Origin of the sequence: Croceibacter sp. (assembly GCF_002716225.1) — a bacterium.
GTDB classification, from domain to species: Bacteria; Bacteroidota; Bacteroidia; order Flavobacteriales; family Flavobacteriaceae; genus Croceibacter; species Croceibacter atlanticus.
Window position 1 is genome coordinate 1 of the sequence record NZ_PAZX01000017.1, and the last position, 22,583, is coordinate 22,583.

Sequence of the window (22,583 nt, forward strand, 5' to 3'; positions counted from 1 at the left end):
AATGATGAGAATAACAATGGTATCCAGGATGCAGGCGAGCTAGGCTTGCCAGGAGTTGATGTCGTGATCACCGATATGGATGGAAACATCCAGACGGTTGTGACTGACGCCAATGGTAACTGGACAGCGACAGTTGTCGAGGGAGATGCTACTGTGGATGTTGACGAGACGACCTTGGAGGATGGTTCAGTACTTACCACGGCAGGTTCAGATCCTGAGACTGTCACTGTGATAGCAGGTGAGAATACAGCAACGACAGACGATGGTTATACATTCACAGCAACAGTATTCGGTCACGTATTCGAGGATACTAATAACAATGGTATCCAAGATGCAGGCGAGATTGACCTTGCAGGAGTAGATGTAATTATTACTGATTCTACAGGAACTACATTTACTGTAACTACAAATGGGATGGGTAATTGGGTAGCATTAGTCACTGCAGGATCAACTACGATAGATGTAGATGAGTCATCCTTACCTGACGGTTATATTTTAACTACAATAGGCTCAGACCCTGAAACAGTAATTGCAATTGCAGGTACTTCTACAGGTAGTACAGAAGATGGTTATTACCTACCAGATGGAACTGTAACTGGTCACGTATTCGAGGACACCAACAACAATGGTGTACAGGATGCGGGCGAGATAGACCTTGCAGGAGTGGATGTTGTGATTACAGAAGCAGATGGAACAACTCAAGTGGTTACTACAGATGCAGACGGAAACTGGACAGCTACAGTAGCTGCAGGCACAACTACGGTAGATGTTGATGAGACAACGCTTCCGGCAGGATATGAATTGACGACGATAGGCTCAGATCCAGAAACGGTAACAGTACCAAGCAACGGTACGGTATCAACTACAGAAGATGGTTATTACCTGCCAGATGGAACTGTAACTGGTCACGTATTCGAGGACACCAACAACAATGGTGTACAGGATGCGGGAGAGATAGACCTTGCAGGAGTGGATGTTGTGATTACAGAAGCAGACGGAACAACTCAAGTAGTTACTACTGATGCAGACGGAAACTGGACGGCTACAGTAGCTGCAGGCACAACTACGGTAGATGTTGATGAGACGACGCTTCCGGCAGGATATGAATTGACGACTATAGGCTCAGATCCAGAAACGGTAACAGTACCAAGCAACGGTACGGTATCAACTACAGAAGATGGTTATTACCTACCAGAATCTACAGGAACTATATCTGGACATGTATATGAAGATACTAATGGAAATGGTGTTCAAGATGTAGGAGAACCTAATTTAGAAGGTGTTTCAGTTATAATTACAGATAACAATGGTGATGTTACAACAGTAGTTACAGACGTAGATGGTAATTGGATATCAACTCAATTACCAGAAGGTGATGCTACATCAGATATTGATGAAGCTACGTTACCAACATGTTCTAATGGAGTAGATTATAGTATGACTGAAGGTACAGATCCGACGACAACGACCGTTATAGCTGGTCAAAACGTATTTAGTGATAACGATGGTTATGAGCCACCTGCAAGCATAGTATTAGAGAAAATAGATATTCTACCAATAGAAGATACTAATGCAAATGGTATTTTAGATGCAGGTGATACTATTAACTATATGTTTATTGTAACTAATACTGGTTGTTCAGAATTAACAGATGTTACAGTTGTTGATTTAGACCCGAATGTAAGTGTAGTTGGAAATCCAATAACTTTACAACCAGGTGAATCTAACAATACCATAACTGGTACATATATCATCACACAAGATGATATTGATTTAGGATCTTTTGAAAATAGTGCAGCTGTGGATTCAATGAACCCTGCTGGAGATGTTATATCAGATAATCAATCTGATGACCCAGATACAGCAGATGATAATGACTCAACAGTTACTGTTTTAGATCAAAACCCAGCATTAACGTTACTAAAAGTTGGTACTTATGTAGATGTTAATGATAATGGTCCAGATGTAGGTGATCAAATTATATATACATTTACAGTTGAAAATACTGGTAATGTTACATTGTTTGACGTAACTATTGAAGATGACTTGGTAACTGTAACAGGTGGACCAATTACATTAGAAATTGGCGAAATAGATGATTCGACATTCCAAGCTATATATATAGTTACACAAGCTGATATAGATGCTGGACAAGTTGAAAACATTGCTACTGCTAGAGGTGAAAGTGGTGAAGGCGTTGTGGTAGTTGATGTTTCAGATGATCCAACGAATCCAAACAGTAATACAGATGACCCAACAGTTACACCTTTAGAACCATTAGATGATTTAATAATCTATAACGGTGTTTCTCCAAACGGAGATGGTATAAATGATGCATTTACAATTAGAGGAATTGAAAACTTCCCAGATAATACATTAAGTATTTATAACCGTTGGGGTGTTGAAGTTTATAATGTAGATGGCTACGGTCAAAATGGTAATAAGTTTGTGGGAATAAGCGAAGGTAGAGTAACTATCGAGCAAGACAGACAATTACCTGTAGGTACTTACTTCTATGTTCTTAAGTACACTAATAGTATTACAGGACAAGAAAATAAGAAAGCTGGTTATTTATATATTAACAGATAATAAGGTTTAAAATATTTCGGTAGTCAATTGGCTACCGAAATAAAATATTAAATATATGAACAAGAAATCTCTAATCATTGTTTTACTACTTCTTGTAGGTGTAGGTATTTTTACCTCAAATGCGCAACAAGATGCACAGTACACTCAATACATGTATAATACTATTAGTGTAAATCCAGCTTATGCTGGTTCTAGAGGTGTAATGAGTATAGTTGGTCTACATAGAAGTCAATGGGTAGGTTTAGACGGTGCACCTAGAACACAAACTATTTCGGCACATACACCATTAAATAGAAGTAAAGTTGGATTAGGTCTTAATGTAACTAATGATGAAATAGGACCATCTACAGAAACTTATTTCGACGGTATTGTTAGCTACACTATTAACACATCATATAGAGGAAAGTTGAGTTTTGGTTTAAAAGCTGGAGCGCACCTACTAAATATAGACTATACAAAGTTAAGTTTTGAGAATAGTGATCCTACAGCTCAAAACAATGTAGATAATAGATTTGCACCTCAAGTTGGAGCTGGTGTATACTATCACACAGATAAATTTTACTTAGGCTTAAGTGTACCAAATTTCTTAAAAACTGAACATTATGATACCAGTGATAATAGTATAGACTCATCTTCTTCAGAAATAGCAGATGAACGTTTAAATTACTATTTAATAACAGGATTAGTTTTAGATTTAAATGATGATATTAAATTTAAACCAGCAGTTTTAGGTAAAGTAGTAGCTGGAGCTCCTTTGCAAGTAGATATTACAGCTAACTTTATGTTTTATGAAAAACTAACTTTAGGAGCAGCTTATAGATGGAGCGCTGCATTTAGTGGTTTAGTAGGATTTCAAGTAACAGACTCTATGTTTATTGGCTTTGGATATGATGGTGAGACAACAAGATTATCTGAATACAATGACGGTAGTTATGAAATTATGGCAAGATTTGAATTGAAGAAAAGCTATGATAGAATGTTAACACCTAGATTCTTTTAATACCTATCTGAAACAAAATGTCTAAAGGAACACATTATCTTATGAAGAATACTTTACTACATACACTCTTTTTTTCTTGTTTTCTCTTAATTTCAGTTTTAGGACAAGCACAAGAAAAACAATTAGAAAAAGCAGATCAGAAATATGATCGCTATGCATTTATTGATGCACAAAAAATATATTTGAAAGTTGCTGAAGAAGGCTATAGGAGCCCTCAGTTATTTAAAAGATTAGGAAATTCATATTATTTTAATGCAGAGTTTGAAGATGCTGCCAAATGGTATGGAGAATTAATGAAAGATGCTACTAATGATGTGGAGTCTGAATATTACTTTAGATATTCTCAATCACTAAAAGCATTAGAGAAGTATGACGAAGCAGATAAATGGATGATGAAGTTTAACACCTTTAGCTCTAAAGATGATAGAGCTTATCTGTTTACAGAACAACCAGATTATTTAAGAGAGATAAACTATAATTCAGGTAGTTATGAGATTACTAGAACTGCTATAAATTCAACTTACTCAGATTTTGGAACCGCTTTTAGTGAAAACAAACTTGTTTTTGCCTCTTCTAGAGATACTGGAGCTTTTATAAAACGTATTTATGAATGGACAGGAGATCCTTTTTTAGATTTATATGAGGTTTCAATAAACCCTGCGAATGGTGAACTTTCTGAAGTTAAAAAGTATAAAGGAAATCTCAACTCAATTTTCCATGAATCAACTCCAGCCTTCACAAAAGACGGTAATACAGTTTACTTTACTAAAAATAATTACAATAATGGTAGTTACAGAGAAGATGAGAAAGGGACAAACAAGCTAAAATTATATAAAGCAACACGTTCTTCTGATTCTAAAGATTTTGGGACACCTAAAGAAATGCCATTTAATAGTGATGAGTATTCAACAGCACATCCTACGTTAAGTCCAGATGAGAAAAAATTATTCTTTTCATCAGACATGCCAGGTAGTGAAGGCCTCTCAGATATTTGGGTAGTAGATATTCTTTCAGATGGTTCATATAGTGAACCAAGAAATTTAGGAGAAGGAATAAATACAGCAGGAAGAGAAACGTTTCCATTTATGACAGCTAGTGGTGATATGTATTTTGCATCAGATGGTCACATTGGTTTAGGAGGACTAGATATCTTTGTCACTAATGTTACAGATGCAGAAACAATTTCAGAAATAATAAATATTGGAGAACCAGCTAATAGCTCAAGAGACGATTTTGCTTTTGTGATTGATGAAGACACAAAATTTGGATATTTATCTTCAAATAGAAATGGAGGCTTAGGTGATGATGATATTTATAGATTTAAACAATTAAAGGAACATAAACTATTTTGCGAGGTTATCGTAATGGGAGTTGTAGTAGATAAAGATTCTGGCCAATTAATTCCTGGAGCAAAAGTTTCTTTAGTAGATGGTAATAACAATGTAATTAAAAGCCTTACAGTTGGAGATCGTGCTAATTATGCATTTGTTACAGAATGTGAAACGCAGTATTTCTTAAGAGCTACTAAAGAAGATTATATTGGCGATGAAAAATTATTTACCACTCCAACAGAAAGCCAAATGGTTGAACTAGACTTAATGCTAGAAAAGGAAATTGTAAAAGCTGAAGTTGGTGATGATATAGGTAAATTATTAAAATTAGAACCTATTTATTTTGACTTTGATAAACATAATATTAGACCAGACGCAGCAGTTGAGTTAGCTAAGGTAATAGCTGTAATGAATGAATATCCAGAAATGAAGATAGATGTTAGGTCTCACACAGATAGTAGAGGTAAAGACGACTATAATATGAGATTGTCTGAACGAAGAAATAAATCTACAATTAATTATATAGTAGAGCGTGGCGGAATATCTAGAGATAGATTAACAGGAAGAGGATATGGAGAATCTGAGTTAATTAACGAGTGTGCTAATGGTATACCTTGCTCTAGAGAGAAACACGAGTTAAACCGTAGATCTGAATTTAGAATTGTTCAAATTTCAGAAGAGTAAAACAAACCTTAATGAAATTATAAAAAAACACCCTTATATTTTAAGGGTGTTTTTTTATAGGAATATCCTAAACCCTTTTTCGTATTTTTGATCGCATATGAGTAAAATAAAAGAAGAACAAGTTATTCTTGTAAACCAAAATGATGAGCAGATAGGCTTAATGGCCAAGATGGAAGCTCATGAAAAAGCATTATTGCACCGTGCATTTTCAGTATTTGTATTTAATAAAAATGGTGAACTTATGTTGCAACAAAGAGCACTACACAAATACCATACGCCAGGATTATGGACAAATACGTGCTGTAGTCATCAAAGAGAAGGAGAGACAAATATTGCTGCAGGAAAAAGAAGATTACAAGAAGAAATGGGTTTTAGTACAGATTTAAAAGAATCCATCTCTTTTATTTATAAAGCTCCGTTTGAAAATGGGCTTACAGAACACGAATATGACCATATCTTAATAGGTGAATTTAATGATAAGCCAAATATAAACCCAGATGAAGTGGCAGCTTGGAAATGGGCTTCATTAGAGGATATTAAAATAGATATGAAAGAAAACCCAGACCTGTACACGGCTTGGTTTAAAATTATCTTCGATAAATATTATGACCATATAACATAATGAAATTAACCGTACATAGGAAGGCTCACTTTAATGCCGCACACAGATTATTTAGGAAAGACTGGAGTGATAAGAAAAACAATGAAGTATTTGGAAAATGTAGTAACCCAAATTATCACGGTCATAACTATGAGTTAATTGTATCGGTTACAGGAAATGTTGATCCTGAAACAGGTTTTGTTATAGACTTAGGACAATTAAAAGATCTTATTTATAAAGAAATAGAGGTGCCTTTTGATCATAAAAATCTTAATGTAGAAGTAGAAGAGTTTAGAGACCTTATTCCAACTGCAGAACATATTAGCTATGTTATCTATCAAAAGTTACGAAAGCATATAGATAGTTCAAAAGAGCTAGAAATCACATTATACGAAACACCAAGAAATTTTGTAACCTACTCAGGATCTTAATTTAAATTTTAGGCATAACATAGTTTAAGAATACTTAAATAAGATTACTTTTGCACAAAATATGTAATTATGGCTAGCAAAAGACAATTAAAGAAAGACTTAAATAATGCATTTGGAGAAATTATCGAAACCTCTCTAATTTGGCAAAACTATAATCCTACGGCAGATAGTAAAGAAGCAGAAGCTATTGTTGATGATTCTATCACTGCTTTCGATGAGTTAAACGCTAAAGTTAATGAGCGTAACGTAGAAAATCCAAAGGCACACTACAAAACTATAAATCAAGATTTCAACACTAAAGCTAACGCGTTAGTAGACCGTCTTAACAAACTATAGTATATTCAATTAGTTTAAAAGCTTTAACCTCTCAAGATATTGTACTCCTGAGAGGTTTTTTATATTTGTATTATGAGTGATAATCCTTCCAAAAGATATGCGCAACGAGGTGTTTCTGCCTCGAAAGAAGATGTGCACAACGCAATAAAGAATGTAGACAAAGGCCTTTTTCCAAAAGCATTCTGCAAAATTGTACCAGACCATCTAACTGCCAGTAAAGAACATTGTTTAATTATGCACGCAGATGGAGCAGGAACTAAGTCTTCTTTAGCATATATGTACTGGAAAGAAACAGGAGATATTAGCGTCTGGAAAGGTATAGCTCAAGACGCATTAATTATGAATATTGATGATTTACTTTGTGTAGGTGCTGTTGATGATATCATGTTATCATCAACAATAGGTAGAAATAAAAACCTAATACCTGGAGAAGTTATTTCTGAAATTATTAATGGTACAGAAGAGCTTTTAAAAGAATTAAAAGAGTTTGGAGTTAATATTCATTCTACTGGTGGAGAAACAGCAGACGTTGGTGACTTGGTGCGTACCATTATTGTAGACTCTACAGTAACAGCGAGAATGAAGCGTGAAGATGTTATAGATAATGCCAATATAAAACCAGGAGACGTTATTGTAGGATTATCATCATTTGGTCAAGCCACATATGAGAAAGAATATAATGGTGGTATGGGTAGTAATGGATTAACTAGTGCCAGACACGATGTATTTGGAAATTACTTAGCTATAAAATACCCAGAAAGTTATGATGAAGCTGTTCCAAACGATTTAGTTTATTCTGGTTCTAAAACACTTACAGATTCTATATCAAACAGTCCAATTAATGCAGGTAAACTTGTTTTATCACCTACAAGAACTTATGCGCCAATAGTAAAAGCTTTATTGGCAAAGTACTCAAACAAAGATATTCACGGTATGGTGCATTGTAGTGGTGGTGCACAAACCAAAATTTTACATTTCATAGACAATTTACATATTGTAAAAGACAATATGTTTGAGATTCCTCCATTATTCAAGACTATTCAGGAAGAAAGCAAAACAGATTGGAAAGAAATGTATCAGGTCTTTAATATGGGACACCGTATGGAAATTTACCTACCTCAAGAAATTGCTGAAGATGTTATTAAAATTTCTGAATCATTTAATGTAGATGCTAAAATTATAGGTAGAGTAGAAGCGTCAGATTCAAAAAAACTGACAATTATCTCCGAGAAGGGTACTTTTGACTATGAATAGCATATGTTGAAATGTTAATTTTAACTTTATTTTAAGAGAAAAGTCGCTATATTCAAAATATTATCTTAATATTGGAGCGTTAATCTCTTGAAAATGAACCTTAAAAAGTATAACTACCTTTTTCTTGGCCTTTTATTTACGGTTACTATTCTTGCTGCAATTTTAGATGGCGGTTTTTGGTTGCGTTTCTTTTGGGCGCTTTCTATGATTTTATTTTATGGTATTTACAGCCAATATTCACGAGATACTAAATGGTCTAGTGAGTTAATGTTTCTATTTTTCTTTTCGGGAAATGTTTTTGCCATTTTTTACGAATCCTGGTATTTTTCAGAATTAACCTTACTTTCATTTTGTGGCGCGTATGCCTCACTAATTGCTTACTTATACAAGAGAAAAGGCGCAAACTCTATAGATAGTAGCTTTAAACCATATTTTATAGGTGCTTTTCTTATAAATGCCTTGTTGGTAGTTGCACTATTAGTAATTCTATCAAAATATTTTGAAAGTTCACTTTTACTGCCAATATTTATTATATACTTTTTATTAATACTTTCCTTAATAGGTCTGGCGTTTTTACACTTTAACTCCGTCGCAAGTTTAAATTCACTTTTTTTGTTAGGCTTTGTGCTATCAATAGTCTTAGCAGATTTATTACGATTTATAGATCAATATTACTATTCCTCTGTATATGTAAAAATTTGTGCAGTTGTTATTTATAGTTTTGGATACTTATTAGCTTACGCTAGGTTAACTTTTTTGGCAAAAGAAAAGAAAGAGTCTTATATATCATTTTCTAAGTCAAAGCCTTTAAAAGTTAAGGAAGAGTAGTTGTTTTTTAATATCTTAAACTTAGGCAAAATATAGCGGTTGCAAAAAGGAGCATTGGGATGTTTAGTGTAGTAATCTCTAATAGATTCTCTACTTTCCTTAAAACTTTCAAGTTTAAGAATTTTGGTAATATATGCTTTGTTGTCTTCACGTTTTAAATCTTCAAGTAAACGTTTAATATATGGCTTGTCATTTAAACTATAATAGTACACGGCACTTCTATATTTATCTCTGAAACTATGATCCTTAGTAGATGCGTGTGTGTTTAAATGAACCATTATTAAGTCTTTAAGACTAATTTCTGAAGGATTAAAGCTTACGATAACCGCTTCAGAAAAATTTGAAAAAGGAGATGTAGAGGCTATATAGCCCTGTAAAACTTTGTGTACGCCTTTAAGCTGTTTAAAAACGGCTTCTGTACACCAATGGCATCCACCACCAAAACCAAATTTTAATAGAGTACTCATAGTATTTTAGTCATCAGCATAAAGATAGCTTACAATTAATGTTGGAAATGTTAAGCAGAATAAGTACAATTTAAAGCTCAAAAATATTATATCAAATAGATTTGTACCTCAAAATAAATCGGTTAAAATATTGTAAATTCGCAGTCCTTAGAGAATAGACCATGTTAGAGAAATTAAATATAGTAAAACAACGTTTTGATGAAATAAGTGATCTTATTATTCAACCAGATATTATTTCAGATCAAAAACGTTATGTAGAGCTTACCAAAGAATATAAGGATCTTAAGAAACTTATGGATGAGCGTGAAAACTACATTAGAGTTACAAATCGCATTGAAGAAGCAGAGGAAATTATTGCCGATGGTAGTGATCCAGAAATGTCTGAAATGGCTAAAATGCAACTTGATGAGGCAAAATCTGAATTGCCAGCTTTAGATGATAAAATTAGAATGATGCTTATCCCTAAAGATCCAGAAGATTCTAAGAATGCTGTTGTGGAAGTGAGAGCAGGTACTGGAGGAGATGAAGCTAGTATTTTTGCAGGAGATATTTATAGAATGCTTACTAAATTTTGTGAGAGCAAAGGTTGGAACTGCAGTACTGTCGATTTTAGCGAAGGTACAAGCGGTGGTTTTAAAGAAATTCAATTTGAAGTTTCCGGAGACGATGTTTACGGTACTTTAAAGTATGAGGCAGGTGTGCACCGTGTACAACGTGTGCCACAAACAGAAACGCAAGGTAGAGTACATACAAGTGCTGCCACTGTAATGGTATTTCCAGAAGCAGAAGAGTTTGATGTAGAAATAGATCCAAAAGATGTAAGAATAGATTATTTCTGTTCTTCTGGTCCTGGAGGACAATCTGTAAATACTACATACTCTGCAGTACGTTTAACTCACGAACCAACAGGTTTAGTAGCACAGTGTCAAGATCAAAAATCGCAACATAAAAATAAGGAGAAAGCTTTTAAAGTGTTACGTTCTAGACTGTATGATTTAGAGCTTGCTAAAAAGCAAGAAGAGGATGCTGCTAAACGTGGTAGTATGGTGACAAGTGGAGACCGTAGTGCAAAGATTAGAACATACAACTATGCGCAAGGCCGTGTAACAGATCACCGTATTAATCTTACAATATATGATCTTCAAAATATTATAGATGGAGACATACAACGTATTATTGATGAACTAAGATTAGTTGAGAATACAGAAAAATTGAAAGAAACAGGAGAGATGTTTTAATATAAAACTCTATGAAGATTGAAAGCTTAATTTCAGAAATACATAAAAAAAAATCATTTCTCTGTATAGGATTAGATGTCGATTTAAATAAGATTCCTAAACATTTATTAGAAACAGAAGATCCAATTTTTGAGTTCAACAAAGCTATAATAAATGCAACGCACCATCTTGCAGTTGCCTATAAACCTAATACTGCTTTTTACGAAGCTTATGGTATAAAAGGATGGCAATCTTTAAAGAAAACGATTGATTATCTTAACGATAACCATCCGGAAATCTTTACAATAGCAGATGCTAAGCGTGGAGATATAGGTAATACATCTTCAATGTATGCCAAAGCCTTTTTAGAAGATTTAAATTTTGACTCGGTTACTGTGGCGCCATATATGGGTAAAGACTCGGTTGAGCCTTTTTTAGCTTTTAAGGAGAAGCATACTATATTACTAGCACTTACTTCAAACCAAGGTGCTTTCGATTTTCAATCAATAAATAATACAGACAACCAACCACTTTATAAGAGCGTTTTAAAGACCTCAAAGACTTGGCAAAACAGTGAAAATTTAATGTATGTTGTTGGTGCAACAAAAGCAGAGTACCTAAAAGATATACGTGCAATTTTACCAGAAAGCTTCTTACTTGTGCCAGGTGTAGGAGCTCAAGGCGGTAGTTTAGAAGATGTTTGTAAATTTGGAATGACCAAAAATATAGGCCTTTTGGTAAACTCATCTAGAGGGATTATTTATGCATCACAAGATCAAGATTTTGCTACCAAGGCAATGTTAAAAGCAGAGGCTTTACAGCGCGATATGGCCACACAAATAAATCAATTTACATAGTATGAAAACTTTTAATTTAGAAGAATATATACGTGATGTAAAAGACTTTCCTAAAGAAGGTGTTCTTTTTAAAGATATTACACCTTTATTAAACCATCCTCAAGCTAGCGAACAATGTTTGCAAGAATTACTGGATTTAATAGGAGATCTAAAGATAGATAAGGTTGTGGGAATTGAGTCGCGTGGTTTTTTTTATGGAACATTATTAGCTAAAGAATTAAATGCTGGTTTTGTGCCAGTTAGGAAGCCAGGTAAGTTGCCATATAATACAAATTCTGAAACCTATGATTTAGAATATGGTACAGACACCTTGGAGATTCATAAGGATGCCATTAAAAAAGGTGACAAGGTATTGTTGCATGATGATGTTCTAGCAACTGGAGGAACTGCTAAAGCTGTAGTTAATCTTATTGAAAGCTTGGGTGGAGAAGTTGTACAATGTAACTTCTTAATGATTATAAGTTTTTTAAAGGGTAGTGAGAAGCTTAAAGACTATAATGTAGCTTCTGTACTTAGTTACTAATCCTCCAAGGCATTTTTTGTAACCCATAATCTAAAACCAAACACGGCTTTTTGTAAAAGTGTTGCTTTTGTGAGATCTAACTCTTGTTTGCTGTAGCTAGGTAAGAACTTCTTATTAAACTTAGCTAATTTTTTAAAAAACATCTTTTTCATGTAATAAAGTTACAAAATATTACAGACTATTTTAAAATTTCAACCACTGTGCGCGCTACAGTAATTGAAGGTTTTGTAATTGTTAGTCACATACTTAAAAGATCAATAATAAAATAAATAAGAGCTGTCATAATACTTTTTTTTTTGGTTAGCTAAACACATCTTTTGCGTTTGTCTTTTGAAGATATGTAGTAATAATCCTTCATTACAAACTTTTGAATAACTATTATTCTATTTGACTGCTAATTTGTAAGTAAAAAAATACATTGTATTTCGATATGAATACACGCTTCTTAAATTATGTTTTAATATGTAATGTATTTTGATCCTTTTGCAAGTAAACTGTTATAATTGCAGGGTGCTTTTAATCACTTTTTAAATTACCAAGGGCTATTGCATTTAAAAAGTAGGTGTTTTCTGGGGTTCTATTTTTCAGGAATAAAAAAACGTCTTCCATTTAAAAGGAAAACGTCAGTGTTTTTACAATTAAAATATGTTATTTAAACTCTTCAGAAAGTAGTCTGGCCATTTGTCTTACATTCCAAATTGGGTAAATCATTTCGCCACGTTTTCTTACAATGGGTAATTTTACGCTGTAATCTTCTTCGTTTTCAAGTTTTAGCAAAACGTAAAGCGCATCGTAGTATCGTTTGCGGTCATCTATATTAATCACTTTAAAAGGTGTGTGTTCATTTTGCATTAAAGATATCATTTGGTCACAACGAGGACACTCATCTTTTGTAAAGACCACTAGGTCATTGTCTAAAAGCATAACAAAATCTTGTAATTCGGGGTCATCTTCAAACTCAACTGTAAGATTTTTTTCCTTATCGTTTACAACTAATAGGTGCGTGTAAGAAGATGTTTCATTTTTTAGAGGTATTAATGTTATCATTTCAACTTGCGCGTTAGCGGGAATATCTTTAATAATTGGTCTGTCACTACTTCTTCTATAGCCAACACCATCAATCTTGAGAAATACATTCAGGTTAGAGTTGATATTATTTTTAACAGAAATGATAGTTCGTTTTGGTTGTACGTCTTCAATTAATGTTACGCGATCATCTTCAAATTGACCATAACCGGTTGAAAATATACAGAATATTATTAGTGTTAGTAATAGTTTCATTAATACGTTTAATTTTGAAAAAGTAAATTTAGGCTTTACTGCTTGATGTAAATGTTATCCTTTATTTTTGTTCAACAAGAATGCCAAACTTTAAATAGCAGTAAAAATAGAATATGGAATTAAAACTCACCAAACCCATTTGTTTTTTTGATCTCGAGACAACAGGTGTAAATGTAGCTAATGATAAAATTGTAGAAATTTCTATACTTAAAGTATTCCCAAACGGTAATAAAGAAAGTAAAACCTGGTTGGTTAATCCAGAGCGACCGATTCCTGCAGAAACTACAGCTGTTCACGGCATAACAGATGAAAAGGTTGCTAATGAGCCAACCTTTAAAGAGTTATCTTCTTCTATATATGAAATGATAAAAGGATGTGATCTTGGCGGTTTTAATAGTAATAGGTTCGATATACCATTGTTGGCAGAAGAGCTTTTTAGAGCAGATATAGATTTTGATATGAAAAACTCTTCTGCAGTCGATGTGCAGACTATTTTTCATAAAATGGAACAACGTACACTAGTAGCTGCTTATAAATTTTACTGTGACAAAGACCTAACAGATGCTCACTCTGCAGCAGCAGATACTGAGGCAACTTACGAGGTTTTAAAAGCGCAACTAGATAAATATCCAGATCTACAGAATGATACAAAGTGGCTAGCAGAGTTTAGTTCAAGAAAACGTTTTGCAGATTTTGCTGGGTTTATAGCTTACAATAAAGATGGTGCAGAAACATTCTCTTTCGGAAAGCATAAAGGAAAACTTGTTGAAGATGTTTTAGAAAATGAACCAGGTTATTTTGGGTGGATACAAAATGCAGATTTTCCTCTTTATACTAAAAAGGTGCTAACTGCAATTAAATTAAGAAGCCTAAACAATAAACTCTCTTAACTATGAAAATAATTTGCATAGGCCGTAATTATACAGATCATATTGCAGAGTTAAATAATGAGAAACCTACAGATCCTGTAGTATTTCTTAAACCAGATACAGCAATACTATTAAAGAAACAACCTTTCTTTATTCCAGATTTTTCTTCAGACGTGCATTATGAGGTAGAGGTATTGGTAAAGATTAATAGAATAGGGAAGCATATAGAAAAAGAATTTGCTCATAAGTATTATGATGAAATTGGACTAGGAATAGATTTTACTGCTCGAGACCTACAGAAAAAATTAAAAGAAAAGGGCTTGCCTTGGGAGAAAGCAAAAAGTTTTGATGGTGCAGCTGTAATTGGAGATACGTGGATAAATAAATCTGAAATAGAGGATATTAATAATTTAAACTTTACCTTAGAGAGGAATGCTCAAGTAGTACAAAAAGGAAACACAAGTTTTATGCTTTGGAAGATAGATGAACTTATAGAATATGTCTCCAAGTATTTTACTTTAAAGATTGGAGATGTTATATTTACCGGAACACCATCTGGTGTGGGAAAAGTAAATCCTGAAGATAAATTAAAGGGCTTTATAGAAGATAAGCAGATATTTAATATTAAAATAAAATAGTATGTACAACCTAAACGATATAAAGGATATTGCAAATGGTGATCAGGAGTTCTTAAGAACACTTATAAAGACGTTTATTGTTGAGGTGCCGCCAGATGCTAATGGTCTTTCTGAAGCCGTAGAAAACGGAAATGCAGCCTTGGCATACCAATATGCGCATAAGCTAAAGCCTAACTTAAAATCTTTTGGTTTAAACCTAGATTTTGAGATTGGTGTAATAGAGAATTGGTCTGAGCGAAAAACAGAGCAGGAAAATGCGGCTAAAGCATCTTTAGCAATAAGCTCTACAATTCACAAAGTAATTAAGTCACTTAGGGAAGATTACAGTTTATAATGAATGCAGAGATAATAACTATTGGCGATGAGATTCTCATAGGTCAAATTGTAGATACTAATTCTGTCTTTATTTCAAAAGAACTTAATAAAATAGGTGTTTCTGTGTATCAGATCTCATCTATTCAGGACGACCGTCAGCATATTTTAAATGCTCTTGAAGAGGCGTCAAGTCGTGCAGATATAATTTTAATAACAGGTGGCTTAGGGCCTACCAAAGACGATATTACTAAGCATACTTTATGTGAATATTTTAACGATACTTTAGTTGAAAATAAAGATGTTTTAAATCACGTAGAGCATTTGTTTGAAAACTATGTAAAACAACAAATTTTAGACTCAAATAGAATGCAGGCATTGGTGCCATCTAAAGCAACTGTTTTACATAATCAATTTGGAACAGCTCCAGGAATTTGGATAGAAAAAGATAATAAAGTATACGTATCTATGCCTGGCGTGCCTTATGAAATGAAAGGCTTAATTGAGTCTGAAGTTATTCCACGACTTCAACAAAAGTACAAGCGCCCATTTATTCTTCACAAAACAGTGCTTACATATGGCTTAGGAGAAAGTATTATAGCAGATAAAATAGAAGATTGGGAAACTAATCTGCCAAAATTTATAAAACTTGCTTATTTGCCAAGTTTAGGTAAGGTAAGGTTACGCTTAACAGCTAAAGGAGACGATGAGGAAATTTTAAAGACAGAGATAGAACGCCAAATAGTTAGTCTGCATAAACTTATAGGGGATATTATTTTTGGATACGAAGGAGAAGATAGTATAGAGCAAGAAATAGGTAAGCTATTAGCTACTAAAAATGCAACACTGTCTTTAGCAGAAAGTTGTACTGGAGGATTAATAGCTTCTAGGTTTACTGCAAATCCAGGTGCGTCTTCTTATTTTGTTGGAGGTATGGTAACCTATGCTACCCAATCTAAAGAAGCCTTATTAGGTATAGATATGGCATTTATAACAAAATATGGTGTTGTAAGTGAAGCAGTTGCAAAAGAAATGGCAGATAAGGTAAAACAAAAGTTTAATAGTGAATATTCAATTTCTGTAACAGGAGTTGCAGGACCCACAAAAGGAGATAGTAAACAAGAGGTTGGTACAGTTTTTATTGGCGTTTCTTCTCCTGAAGAAACCAAGGTTCATAAATTTAATTTTGGTAACCACAGAGAAAAAACTACTCGAAAGGCTGTGAACAAGGCATTAGAGTTGCTATTGAAAGATTTACAAAAACTATAAAATATTTTCTCATAAATAGTTGCCAGTCTTATAAGATTTCTTAATTTTGCAATCTGTTTTGAAATAACGCTAAACAATAGAAACATGTCAAGAGTTTGTGAACTTACAGGAAAAAGAGCGATGGTTGGAAACAACGTATCGCACGCAATGAACAAGACCAAGCGTAAATTTAACGTTAACTTGATCAAAAAGCGTTTCTACATCCCAGAAGAGGATAAGTGGATGACCCTAAAAATATCAACGTCTGCTTTAAAGACTATCAACAAGAAAGGGATTTCAGCAGTAATAAAGGAGGCCCGAGCTAAAGGGTTTTTAAACCAATAAGACCGTCAAAGTTTTAAGATATGGCAAAGAAAGGCAATAGAGTACAAGTAATTTTGGAGTGCACAGAGCACAAGGATTCTGGTAAACCAGGAACGTCTCGTTACATCACTACCAAGAACAAGAAAAATACACCGGACAGATTAGAGATTAAGAAATTTAATCCTATCCTACGTAAAATGACAATTCACAAGGAGATAAAATAATTTACCATGGCAAAGAAATCAGTAGCAAGTTTACAGACAGGATCTAAGCGATTAACTAAAGCCATTAAAATGGTGAAGTCGCCTAAGACAGGAGCTTATACATTTGTTGAGTCTGTAATGGACCCAGACAGTGTGAATGACTTTTTCGCTAAGAAATAAGTCTTACTATAATATTTGTATTTAGCCGTTTCTAAAACAGAAACGGCTTTTTCTATTTTAGTATATTTGCAATACAAATACTTAACAATATAACCGCCTCTTGGCTTTCCGGTTTTAACTATGGCATTATTTAAAAACTTATTCTCTAAAGAAAAAAAAGAAACCTTAGATAAAGGATTAGAAAAAAGTAAATCTTCTTTCTTTGGTAAATTATCTAAAGCAGTTGCAGGAAAATCTAAAGTAGATGATGATGTTCTAGATGAACTTGAAGAAATTCTTGTAGCTAGTGATGTTGGTGTTACTACAACTATAAAAATCATCAAACGTATTGAAGAACGCGTTGCTAAAGATAAATATCTTGGTACAGATGAGCTTAATCTTATTCTTAGAGAAGAAATTGCAGGTCTTTTAAGTGAAACTGAAACCGATTCTAAATTAGGTTTTCATGTTCCGGAAGGTAAAAAACCATATGTAATAATGGTTGTTGGTGTTAATGGTGTGGGTAAGACTACAACTATTGGTAAACTGGCACATCAATTTAAAAGTCAAGGTAAGAATGTTGTATTGGGCGCAGCAGATACATTTAGAGCTGCCGCTATAGACCAACTCCAAGTTTGGGCAGACCGTACAGGTGTTCCTATTGTTAAACAGCAAATGGGAAGTGACCCAGCATCTGTTGCTTTTGAAACTGTGCAAGAAGCTGTGAAACAAAATGCAGATGTAGTCTTAGTTGATACTGCAGGTCGTTTACATAACAAGGTAAACCTTATGAATGAGTTAAGTAAGGTTAAACGTGTAATGCAGAAAGTTGCAGATAATGTACCAGATGAAGTGTTGTTAGTTTTAGATGGCTCTACAGGACAAAATGCATTTGAGCAGGCTAAACAATTTACTGCAGCTACAGAAGTTACAAGTCTTGCTATTACAAAATTAGATGGTACTGCTAAAGGTGGTGTTGTTATTGGTATTAGTGACCAGTTTCAAATTCCTGTAAAATATATTGGAGTAGGAGAAGGTATTGAAGATCTTCAAGCCTTCGATAAATTTGAATTTGTAGACTCTTTTTTCAAATAAAGAACTGTTTAATCACCAAATACAAGGTTTAATTTTTCCCATAACTCATTGTCATAACCAGATGGTCCTTGTAGTTCAGCGTCAGATGCGTCTCCCATTCTTACAATCACTAAGTCTTTGCTAGGTACAACATAAAGTTTCTGGTCGTTTTTACCTAAACCAGTAACAAGATCTGCTGGAGCATTTGGAATAAGCTCTCCGTTAAATGTAGCGTTTAATGTAGGCAATTTGTAAGTAGACTTTCCATTAAGCCACCATAAATAACCGTATGCTGGATTTAAATCTTGCGAGGATGTTTGGCTTTCTGAAACAAGTTCTGCAGAAAGTAATTCTTCTGTATCCCAAATACCTTTGCTTAAATTTAATAACCCAAATCTTGCCATGCTTCTCGCTGTGCTAAAATATACCCTTACATAACCAAGCTGAATCCAAGCTCCATTCATACCAATTTTATTCTTCAAATTAGTCTCGAAGTATGAATCAAAACCATCTGGGATAGCATTATTTAAAACTGGTTGTAATAATGAGTAAAATGCATTGTGATAATACCAATTAGTGTCAGGATCATTTAAATAATTTAAACATTCTGGGTCTGTACAAGAAGTATTTTCAACAGTAAAATCGCCGCCAGAAGTCATTGTCATTTGGTGCCTTATGGTAATATTCTCTTCCTGTTCTGGTGTCATATTAGTCCACCCAACTCCTAAATAACTAGTTGTCGGATCATCTAAATGAATTAAGTTGTTTTCTGCAGCTTGTAAAGTTAAGAACGCTGTAAGTGTCTTACCTGCAGAGTTCCAAGGTAAATTATCTGAAGCTTCACTGTTATTGTAATACTTTTCTAATATTATTTTGCCTTTGCTTAATATTATAAAAGCTTTAGTACCGCTTTGTTCTAGAAATTCGTCTAAAACATCAATATTTTCTGTGTGCCAACCTAAAGATTCTGGTGCTGCTGTTTCCCAGTTTTCAGAATTAATAGGCGGAAAATATAATGTGCTATTGGTTGGTGTTTCAGGTGTCTCTTCAGTAGGGTTTTCAGTTTCATCAACAAAATCTGTAGAGCTAGAGCAGCTCAAGCTGAAGACTATTAAACAAAAGAGATAAATTGCTTTCATAAGTGTTTGACAGCTAAGATATAAAATAGTTTAATGCTCACGCTAAAGTTAACACGTTCGTATTCGCTCTTCTAAATTTAAGGCGCTATCTTTGCACACATTTTTTTCAATATAAGCAATGCGTACAAAAACAAGGAAAAAGAACAAGATTAATGTTATCACTTTAGGCTGTAGTAAGAATGTTTACGACAGTGAGGTGCTAATGGGACAGCTAAAGGCTAACAATAAAGATGTTGTTCATGAGGAAGAAGGTAATGTAGTGGTCATTAATACGTGTGGCTTTATAGATAACGCTAAAGAGCAAAGTGTAAATACCATATTAGATGCTGTAAAGCAAAAAGAAGAAGGTATTATAGATAAAGTCTTTGTTACAGGCTGTTTGTCTGAACGCTATAAGCCAGACTTGCAAAAAGATATTCCAGAAGTAGATCAATATTTTGGAACTACAGAGTTGCCAAGTCTTTTAAAAGCATTGGGAGCAGATTATAAACATGAATTAGTCGGTGAGCGTGTAACCACAACTCCAAAGAACTATGCTTATTTAAAGATAGCCGAAGGTTGTGATAGGCCTTGTTCATTTTGTGCAATTCCTTTAATGAGAGGTAAACACAGATCTACTCCTATTGAGGACATTGTAACAGATGCTAAAAACCTAGCAGCAAACGGTGTAAAGGAACTTATTCTTATTGCTCAAGATCTTACTTATTATGGCTTAGATTTATATAAGAAGAGAAATCTTGCAGAGCTGTTAAGAGAGCTTGTTAAGGTTGAAGGTATTGAGTGGATAAGATTACACTACGCATTTCCAACAGGATTCCCGATGGATGTTTTAGATGTTATGAATGAGGAGCCTAAAATTTGTAATTATTTAGATATACCGCTTCAACACATATCAGATAAGATTCTTAAGTCTATGCGTCGAGGTACAACACAGGAGAAAACCACTAAGCTACTTAAGGAATTTAGAGCTAAGGTGCCTACTATGGCAATTAGGACTACTTTAATAGTTGGATACCCAGGCGAAACTGAAGAAGATTTCCAAATTCTTAAACAATGGGTAAAAGATATGCGTTTTGAACGTTTAGGGTGTTTTACCTATTCTCACGAAGAAAACACGCACGCCTATAATTTAGAGGATGATGTTCCGGAAGATGTAAAGCAAGATAGAGCTAACCAGATTATGGAAATTCAAGGACAAATATCTTGGGAGCTTAACCAACAGCATATTGGTAAGGAGTTTAAGGTTGTTATAGATAGAAAAGAAGGTGGCTATTTTGTAGGAAGAACAGAATTTGATTCTCCAGATGTAGATAATGAAGTATTAATAGATGCTGAAAAACACTACCTGAAAACTGCAGAGTTTGTAACTGTAAAAATTTCTGAAGCTTCAGATTTCGATTTGTATGCAGAACCATTTGTCAATTAAACGTTTCTAAATTATGATAAGGTTTACAGGTTTCTTTCTACTTATATTAAGTTTATTATCTTGTAAAAACAGCTCTAAGGAAAAGTTAGAGAATATTGAAAACACCAATTCTAACACAACAACGGTTGAGTTATTTTCAATGCAGTTGGCCTCCAAAAGTTTAACACCTTATCTTTTTGCTACAGATGAAGATGTGTATGTGAGTTGGCAAGAAACTGAAAATGACAGTGTATTCAAACTCAAGTATGCTAAGTTGGGCAACACTTCATTTTCTACTCCAGAAACCATATCTCAAGGTAGTAACTGGTTTGTAAATTGGGCAGATTATCCAGTAATTTCAGGAAATGACAACCTGTTTTTAGCACACACGTTGCAAAAATCTGCTACAGGAACTTATACCTATGATGTTATGCTTAACAGAAAAGTTAAGGATTCGTCTTGGTCACAGTCGTTTAAACTTCATAAGGATAATGTTGAAGCAGAACACGGTTTTGTGTCTATGTTGCCTATGCCAGACCAAGAGTTTTTTGTAACCTGGTTAGATGGTCGTCATACAGTAAATGTTTCTGAAGATAAACGCGCAATGACAATTCGTGGAGCTTTTGTAACATCTGAAGGTGAAATTTACAATAGTGTTGAACTCGATGACAAAGTGTGCGATTGTTGCCAAACAACTGCTGCACTTACAGCTAATGGTCCCGTTGTTATTTATAGAGATAGGAGCGATGCTGAGGTACGAGATATGAGTATTGTAAGATTTGTAAATGGTACGTGGACAAGTCCTAAAACACTATATAATGACAACTGGAAAATAAATGGCTGTCCTGTAAATGGACCACGTGCGGCATCAATAGAAAACACTTTGGTAGTAGCTTGGTTTGCGGCACCTAATGAAGCCTCACAAGTAAATGTGATTTTCTCTGAAGACGCTGGAGAGCATTTTTTGAAACCTATTAAAGTAGATTTGGGTAACCCTAATGGTCGTGTAGATGTAGATTTAATAAATGAGCAAACAGCAATAGTAAGTTGGTTAGAAGATGCATCAATATATGCAAGAACAGTTTCTAAAGATGGTAAATTAGGAAAGGTTGTTACAATTTCAGATACTTCAGAAAAACGATTTAGTGGTTTTCCTCAACTCGAAATTTTTAAGGATCTCGTATTTGTTGCTTGGACCAAAGTTGTTAATGAAAAAGGTAGTAAAATACAAGTTGGTCAATTGCCATTAAATACATTTTTAAATTAATTTTTAACGCTTAAGCTCTACAACTTCCAAATCTGAAATAGTTGCATTGTCAACTTTAAAGCGAAGCATTGTTCTCACCTTATGAAAACCGTGCTTTCCAATAGCACCAGGATTCATATGAAGACAGTTTAGGGTTTTGTCATTCATTACTTTTAAAATGTGAGAGTGCCCACATATAAATAACTTGGGTTGTTCGCGTTTTAAAATAGGGTAAACTCTCGGTTTGTAGGTTCCAGGATAGCCACCTATATGTGTCATATATACTTTCACGCCTTCAACAGTAAAAACAGAATCTAAGGGAAACTCTTGTCTTGCTTTGGTGTCATCTATATTACCATATACAGCTCGTAGTGGTTTAAGCTTTGCAATAGTGTCTGTTACTTTTAAATCACCAATATCTCCAGCGTGCCAAACTTCATCTGCTTGCTTTACATATTTAATAATAGTATCATCAATATGGCTATGTGTATCACTAAGTAATAAAATGTTTTTCAAGGCTAAAATTTTAAAAACAAAATAACAATAAATTCAGCATTTCAAGTCTTA

At 34.0% G+C, this 22,583-nt stretch carries 26 protein-coding genes; 21 read left to right on the forward strand and 5 right to left on the reverse strand.

From position 1 onward, the window contains the following. From CL818_RS12870 to CL818_RS12905, 8 genes are all read left to right on the forward strand, one after another. Positions 1–2,589 (forward strand): SdrD B-like domain-containing protein (locus CL818_RS12870; RefSeq protein ID WP_286973314.1); only part of this gene is annotated, 2,589 nt, incomplete at its 5' end. Between the two features lie 55 nt (positions 2,590–2,644). Beyond that, on the forward strand, positions 2,645–3,589 hold the full coding sequence (locus tag CL818_RS12875) for a PorP/SprF family type IX secretion system membrane protein (RefSeq protein ID WP_013188469.1): 945 nt from the start codon (positions 2,645–2,647) through the stop codon (positions 3,587–3,589). A 41-nt stretch (positions 3,590–3,630) separates the two neighbouring features. Next, positions 3,631–5,604: an OmpA family protein gene (locus CL818_RS12880; protein ID WP_041241242.1), complete on the forward strand. Its 1,974-nt coding sequence runs from the start codon at positions 3,631–3,633 to the stop codon at positions 5,602–5,604. Between the two features lie 106 nt (positions 5,605–5,710). Further along, complete coding sequence (gene idi / locus CL818_RS12885; RefSeq protein ID WP_272974157.1) at positions 5,711–6,226, forward strand: isopentenyl-diphosphate Delta-isomerase; 516 nt, start codon at positions 5,711–5,713, stop codon at positions 6,224–6,226. Then, positions 6,226–6,636 (forward strand): 6-pyruvoyl trahydropterin synthase family protein, encoded by a 411-nt coding sequence (locus CL818_RS12890; RefSeq protein WP_272974153.1) that lies wholly within the window; start codon positions 6,226–6,228, stop codon positions 6,634–6,636. Before idi ends, CL818_RS12890 begins: the two co-directional genes overlap by 1 nt. A gap of 69 nt (positions 6,637–6,705) precedes the next feature. Then, a complete protein-coding gene (locus CL818_RS12895) occupies positions 6,706–6,972 on the forward strand; it encodes a hypothetical protein (RefSeq protein WP_013188465.1) in 267 nt (88 codons plus the stop codon). Positions 6,973–7,044: 72 nt separating this feature from the next. Further along, positions 7,045–8,226 (forward strand): AIR synthase related protein, encoded by a 1,182-nt coding sequence (locus CL818_RS12900; RefSeq protein WP_272974152.1) that lies wholly within the window; start codon positions 7,045–7,047, stop codon positions 8,224–8,226. Between the two features lie 93 nt (positions 8,227–8,319). After that, on the forward strand, positions 8,320–9,054 hold the full coding sequence (locus tag CL818_RS12905) for a hypothetical protein (protein ID WP_272974151.1): 735 nt from the start codon (positions 8,320–8,322) through the stop codon (positions 9,052–9,054). On the opposite strand, the gene CL818_RS12910 is transcribed toward CL818_RS12905, so the two are convergent. After that, complete coding sequence (locus CL818_RS12910) at positions 9,006–9,521, reverse strand: peptide-methionine (S)-S-oxide reductase (RefSeq protein WP_272974150.1); 516 nt, start codon at positions 9,519–9,521, stop codon at positions 9,006–9,008. The genes CL818_RS12905 and CL818_RS12910 overlap by 49 nt on opposite strands. Before the next feature lie 161 nt (positions 9,522–9,682). Between CL818_RS12910 and prfA the strand changes: the two genes are divergently transcribed. Genes prfA through CL818_RS12925 form a run of 3 tightly spaced genes read left to right on the forward strand, consistent with a single transcriptional unit; the run spans position 9,683 to position 12,118 of the window. After that, positions 9,683–10,759 carry a peptide chain release factor 1 gene (gene prfA, locus CL818_RS12915; protein ID WP_013188461.1) on the forward strand — a complete coding sequence of 359 codons (1,077 nt, stop codon included), beginning with the start codon at positions 9,683–9,685 and terminating at the stop codon, positions 10,757–10,759. A gap of 11 nt (positions 10,760–10,770) precedes the next feature. Further along, positions 10,771–11,595, forward strand: coding sequence for an orotidine-5'-phosphate decarboxylase (gene pyrF / locus CL818_RS12920; RefSeq protein ID WP_286973321.1), 825 nt, complete (start codon positions 10,771–10,773; stop codon positions 11,593–11,595). Position 11,596: 1 nt separating this feature from the next. Next, complete coding sequence (locus tag CL818_RS12925) at positions 11,597–12,118, forward strand: adenine phosphoribosyltransferase (RefSeq protein ID WP_272974149.1); 522 nt, start codon at positions 11,597–11,599, stop codon at positions 12,116–12,118. Here CL818_RS12925 and CL818_RS12930 read toward each other — a convergent pair. Both CL818_RS12930 and CL818_RS12935 read right to left on the reverse strand, forming a co-directional pair. Further along, positions 12,115–12,270 (reverse strand): hypothetical protein, encoded by a 156-nt coding sequence (locus CL818_RS12930; RefSeq protein ID WP_013188458.1) that lies wholly within the window; start codon positions 12,268–12,270, stop codon positions 12,115–12,117. The genes CL818_RS12925 and CL818_RS12930 overlap by 4 nt on opposite strands. Before the next feature lie 496 nt (positions 12,271–12,766). Further along, complete coding sequence (locus tag CL818_RS12935) at positions 12,767–13,399, reverse strand: glutaredoxin domain-containing protein (protein WP_272974148.1); 633 nt, start codon at positions 13,397–13,399, stop codon at positions 12,767–12,769. A 113-nt stretch (positions 13,400–13,512) separates the two neighbouring features. Between CL818_RS12935 and CL818_RS12940 the strand changes: the two genes are divergently transcribed. From CL818_RS12940 to ftsY, 8 genes are all read left to right on the forward strand, one after another. Then, entirely contained in the window at positions 13,513–14,289 is a 777-nt protein-coding gene (locus CL818_RS12940; protein WP_272974147.1) for a 3'-5' exonuclease, read from the forward strand. A gap of 2 nt (positions 14,290–14,291) precedes the next feature. Next, the gene (locus CL818_RS12945; protein WP_272974146.1) at positions 14,292–14,906 is read left to right on the forward strand and encodes a fumarylacetoacetate hydrolase family protein; all 615 of its coding nucleotides are present in this window, start codon (positions 14,292–14,294) and stop codon (positions 14,904–14,906) included. Between the two features lies 1 nt (position 14,907). After that, on the forward strand, positions 14,908–15,240 hold the full coding sequence (locus CL818_RS12950) for a hypothetical protein (RefSeq protein WP_013188454.1): 333 nt from the start codon (positions 14,908–14,910) through the stop codon (positions 15,238–15,240). Then, positions 15,240–16,487 (forward strand): competence/damage-inducible protein A, encoded by a 1,248-nt coding sequence (locus CL818_RS12955; protein ID WP_013188453.1) that lies wholly within the window; start codon positions 15,240–15,242, stop codon positions 16,485–16,487. The genes CL818_RS12950 and CL818_RS12955 overlap by 1 nt, the downstream gene beginning before the upstream one ends. A gap of 84 nt (positions 16,488–16,571) precedes the next feature. Continuing rightward, complete coding sequence (gene rpmB, locus CL818_RS12960; RefSeq protein WP_013188452.1) at positions 16,572–16,811, forward strand: 50S ribosomal protein L28; 240 nt, start codon at positions 16,572–16,574, stop codon at positions 16,809–16,811. Between the two features lie 20 nt (positions 16,812–16,831). Beyond that, the gene (gene rpmG, locus CL818_RS12965) at positions 16,832–17,014 is read left to right on the forward strand and encodes a 50S ribosomal protein L33 (protein ID WP_013188451.1); all 183 of its coding nucleotides are present in this window, start codon (positions 16,832–16,834) and stop codon (positions 17,012–17,014) included. Between the two features lie 6 nt (positions 17,015–17,020). Beyond that, a complete protein-coding gene (locus tag CL818_RS12970) occupies positions 17,021–17,173 on the forward strand; it encodes a DUF4295 domain-containing protein (RefSeq protein ID WP_013188450.1) in 153 nt (50 codons plus the stop codon). Between the two features lie 120 nt (positions 17,174–17,293). Beyond that, complete coding sequence (gene ftsY, locus CL818_RS12975; RefSeq protein WP_272974145.1) at positions 17,294–18,247, forward strand: signal recognition particle-docking protein FtsY; 954 nt, start codon at positions 17,294–17,296, stop codon at positions 18,245–18,247. Positions 18,248–18,255: 8 nt separating this feature from the next. On the opposite strand, the gene CL818_RS12980 is transcribed toward ftsY, so the two are convergent. Next, entirely contained in the window at positions 18,256–19,365 is a 1,110-nt protein-coding gene (locus CL818_RS12980; protein ID WP_272974144.1) for a serine hydrolase domain-containing protein, read from the reverse strand. A 118-nt stretch (positions 19,366–19,483) separates the two neighbouring features. On the opposite strand from CL818_RS12980, the gene rimO reads away from it, so the two are divergent. After that, positions 19,484–20,791: a 30S ribosomal protein S12 methylthiotransferase RimO gene (gene rimO / locus CL818_RS12985; protein WP_286973328.1), complete on the forward strand. Its 1,308-nt coding sequence runs from the start codon at positions 19,484–19,486 to the stop codon at positions 20,789–20,791. Between the two features lie 13 nt (positions 20,792–20,804). Then, entirely contained in the window at positions 20,805–22,037 is a 1,233-nt protein-coding gene (locus CL818_RS12990; RefSeq protein ID WP_272974142.1) for a hypothetical protein, read from the forward strand. Between the two features lie 3 nt (positions 22,038–22,040). On the opposite strand, the gene CL818_RS12995 is transcribed toward CL818_RS12990, so the two are convergent. Beyond that, positions 22,041–22,532 (reverse strand): metallophosphoesterase family protein, encoded by a 492-nt coding sequence (locus CL818_RS12995; RefSeq protein ID WP_272974141.1) that lies wholly within the window; start codon positions 22,530–22,532, stop codon positions 22,041–22,043. Between the last annotated feature and the right edge of the window lie 51 nt (positions 22,533–22,583).

Bases quoted from the DNA above. Each gene is read 5' to 3' on its own strand.
- CL818_RS12875 (WP_013188469.1), top strand. From the start codon at position 2,645: ATGAACAAGAAATCTCTAATCATTGTTTTACTACTTCTTGTAGGTGTA.
- CL818_RS12880 (WP_041241242.1), top strand. From the start codon at position 3,631: ATGAAGAATACTTTACTACATACACTCTTTTTTTCTTGTTTTCTCTTA.
- CL818_RS12890 (WP_272974153.1), top strand. From the start codon at position 6,226: ATGAAATTAACCGTACATAGGAAGGCTCACTTTAATGCCGCACACAGA.
- CL818_RS12895 (WP_013188465.1), top strand. From the start codon at position 6,706: ATGGCTAGCAAAAGACAATTAAAGAAAGACTTAAATAATGCATTTGGA.
- CL818_RS12900 (WP_272974152.1), top strand. From the start codon at position 7,045: ATGAGTGATAATCCTTCCAAAAGATATGCGCAACGAGGTGTTTCTGCC.
- CL818_RS12905 (WP_272974151.1), top strand. From the start codon at position 8,320: ATGAACCTTAAAAAGTATAACTACCTTTTTCTTGGCCTTTTATTTACG.
- CL818_RS12910 (WP_272974150.1), bottom strand. From the start codon at position 9,521: ATGAGTACTCTATTAAAATTTGGTTTTGGTGGTGGATGCCATTGGTGT.
- prfA (WP_013188461.1), top strand. From the start codon at position 9,683: ATGTTAGAGAAATTAAATATAGTAAAACAACGTTTTGATGAAATAAGT.
- pyrF (WP_286973321.1), top strand. From the start codon at position 10,771: ATGAAGATTGAAAGCTTAATTTCAGAAATACATAAAAAAAAATCATTT.
- CL818_RS12925 (WP_272974149.1), top strand. From the start codon at position 11,597: ATGAAAACTTTTAATTTAGAAGAATATATACGTGATGTAAAAGACTTT.
- CL818_RS12930 (WP_013188458.1), bottom strand. From the start codon at position 12,270: ATGAAAAAGATGTTTTTTAAAAAATTAGCTAAGTTTAATAAGAAGTTC.
- CL818_RS12935 (WP_272974148.1), bottom strand. From the start codon at position 13,399: ATGAAACTATTACTAACACTAATAATATTCTGTATATTTTCAACCGGT.
- CL818_RS12940 (WP_272974147.1), top strand. From the start codon at position 13,513: ATGGAATTAAAACTCACCAAACCCATTTGTTTTTTTGATCTCGAGACA.
- CL818_RS12945 (WP_272974146.1), top strand. From the start codon at position 14,292: ATGAAAATAATTTGCATAGGCCGTAATTATACAGATCATATTGCAGAG.
- CL818_RS12950 (WP_013188454.1), top strand. From the start codon at position 14,908: ATGTACAACCTAAACGATATAAAGGATATTGCAAATGGTGATCAGGAG.
- CL818_RS12955 (WP_013188453.1), top strand. From the start codon at position 15,240: ATGAATGCAGAGATAATAACTATTGGCGATGAGATTCTCATAGGTCAA.
- rpmB (WP_013188452.1), top strand. From the start codon at position 16,572: ATGTCAAGAGTTTGTGAACTTACAGGAAAAAGAGCGATGGTTGGAAAC.
- rpmG (WP_013188451.1), top strand. From the start codon at position 16,832: ATGGCAAAGAAAGGCAATAGAGTACAAGTAATTTTGGAGTGCACAGAG.
- CL818_RS12970 (WP_013188450.1), top strand. From the start codon at position 17,021: ATGGCAAAGAAATCAGTAGCAAGTTTACAGACAGGATCTAAGCGATTA.
- ftsY (WP_272974145.1), top strand. From the start codon at position 17,294: ATGGCATTATTTAAAAACTTATTCTCTAAAGAAAAAAAAGAAACCTTA.
- CL818_RS12980 (WP_272974144.1), bottom strand. From the start codon at position 19,365: ATGAAAGCAATTTATCTCTTTTGTTTAATAGTCTTCAGCTTGAGCTGC.
- rimO (WP_286973328.1), top strand. From the start codon at position 19,484: ATGCGTACAAAAACAAGGAAAAAGAACAAGATTAATGTTATCACTTTA.
- CL818_RS12990 (WP_272974142.1), top strand. From the start codon at position 20,805: ATGATAAGGTTTACAGGTTTCTTTCTACTTATATTAAGTTTATTATCT.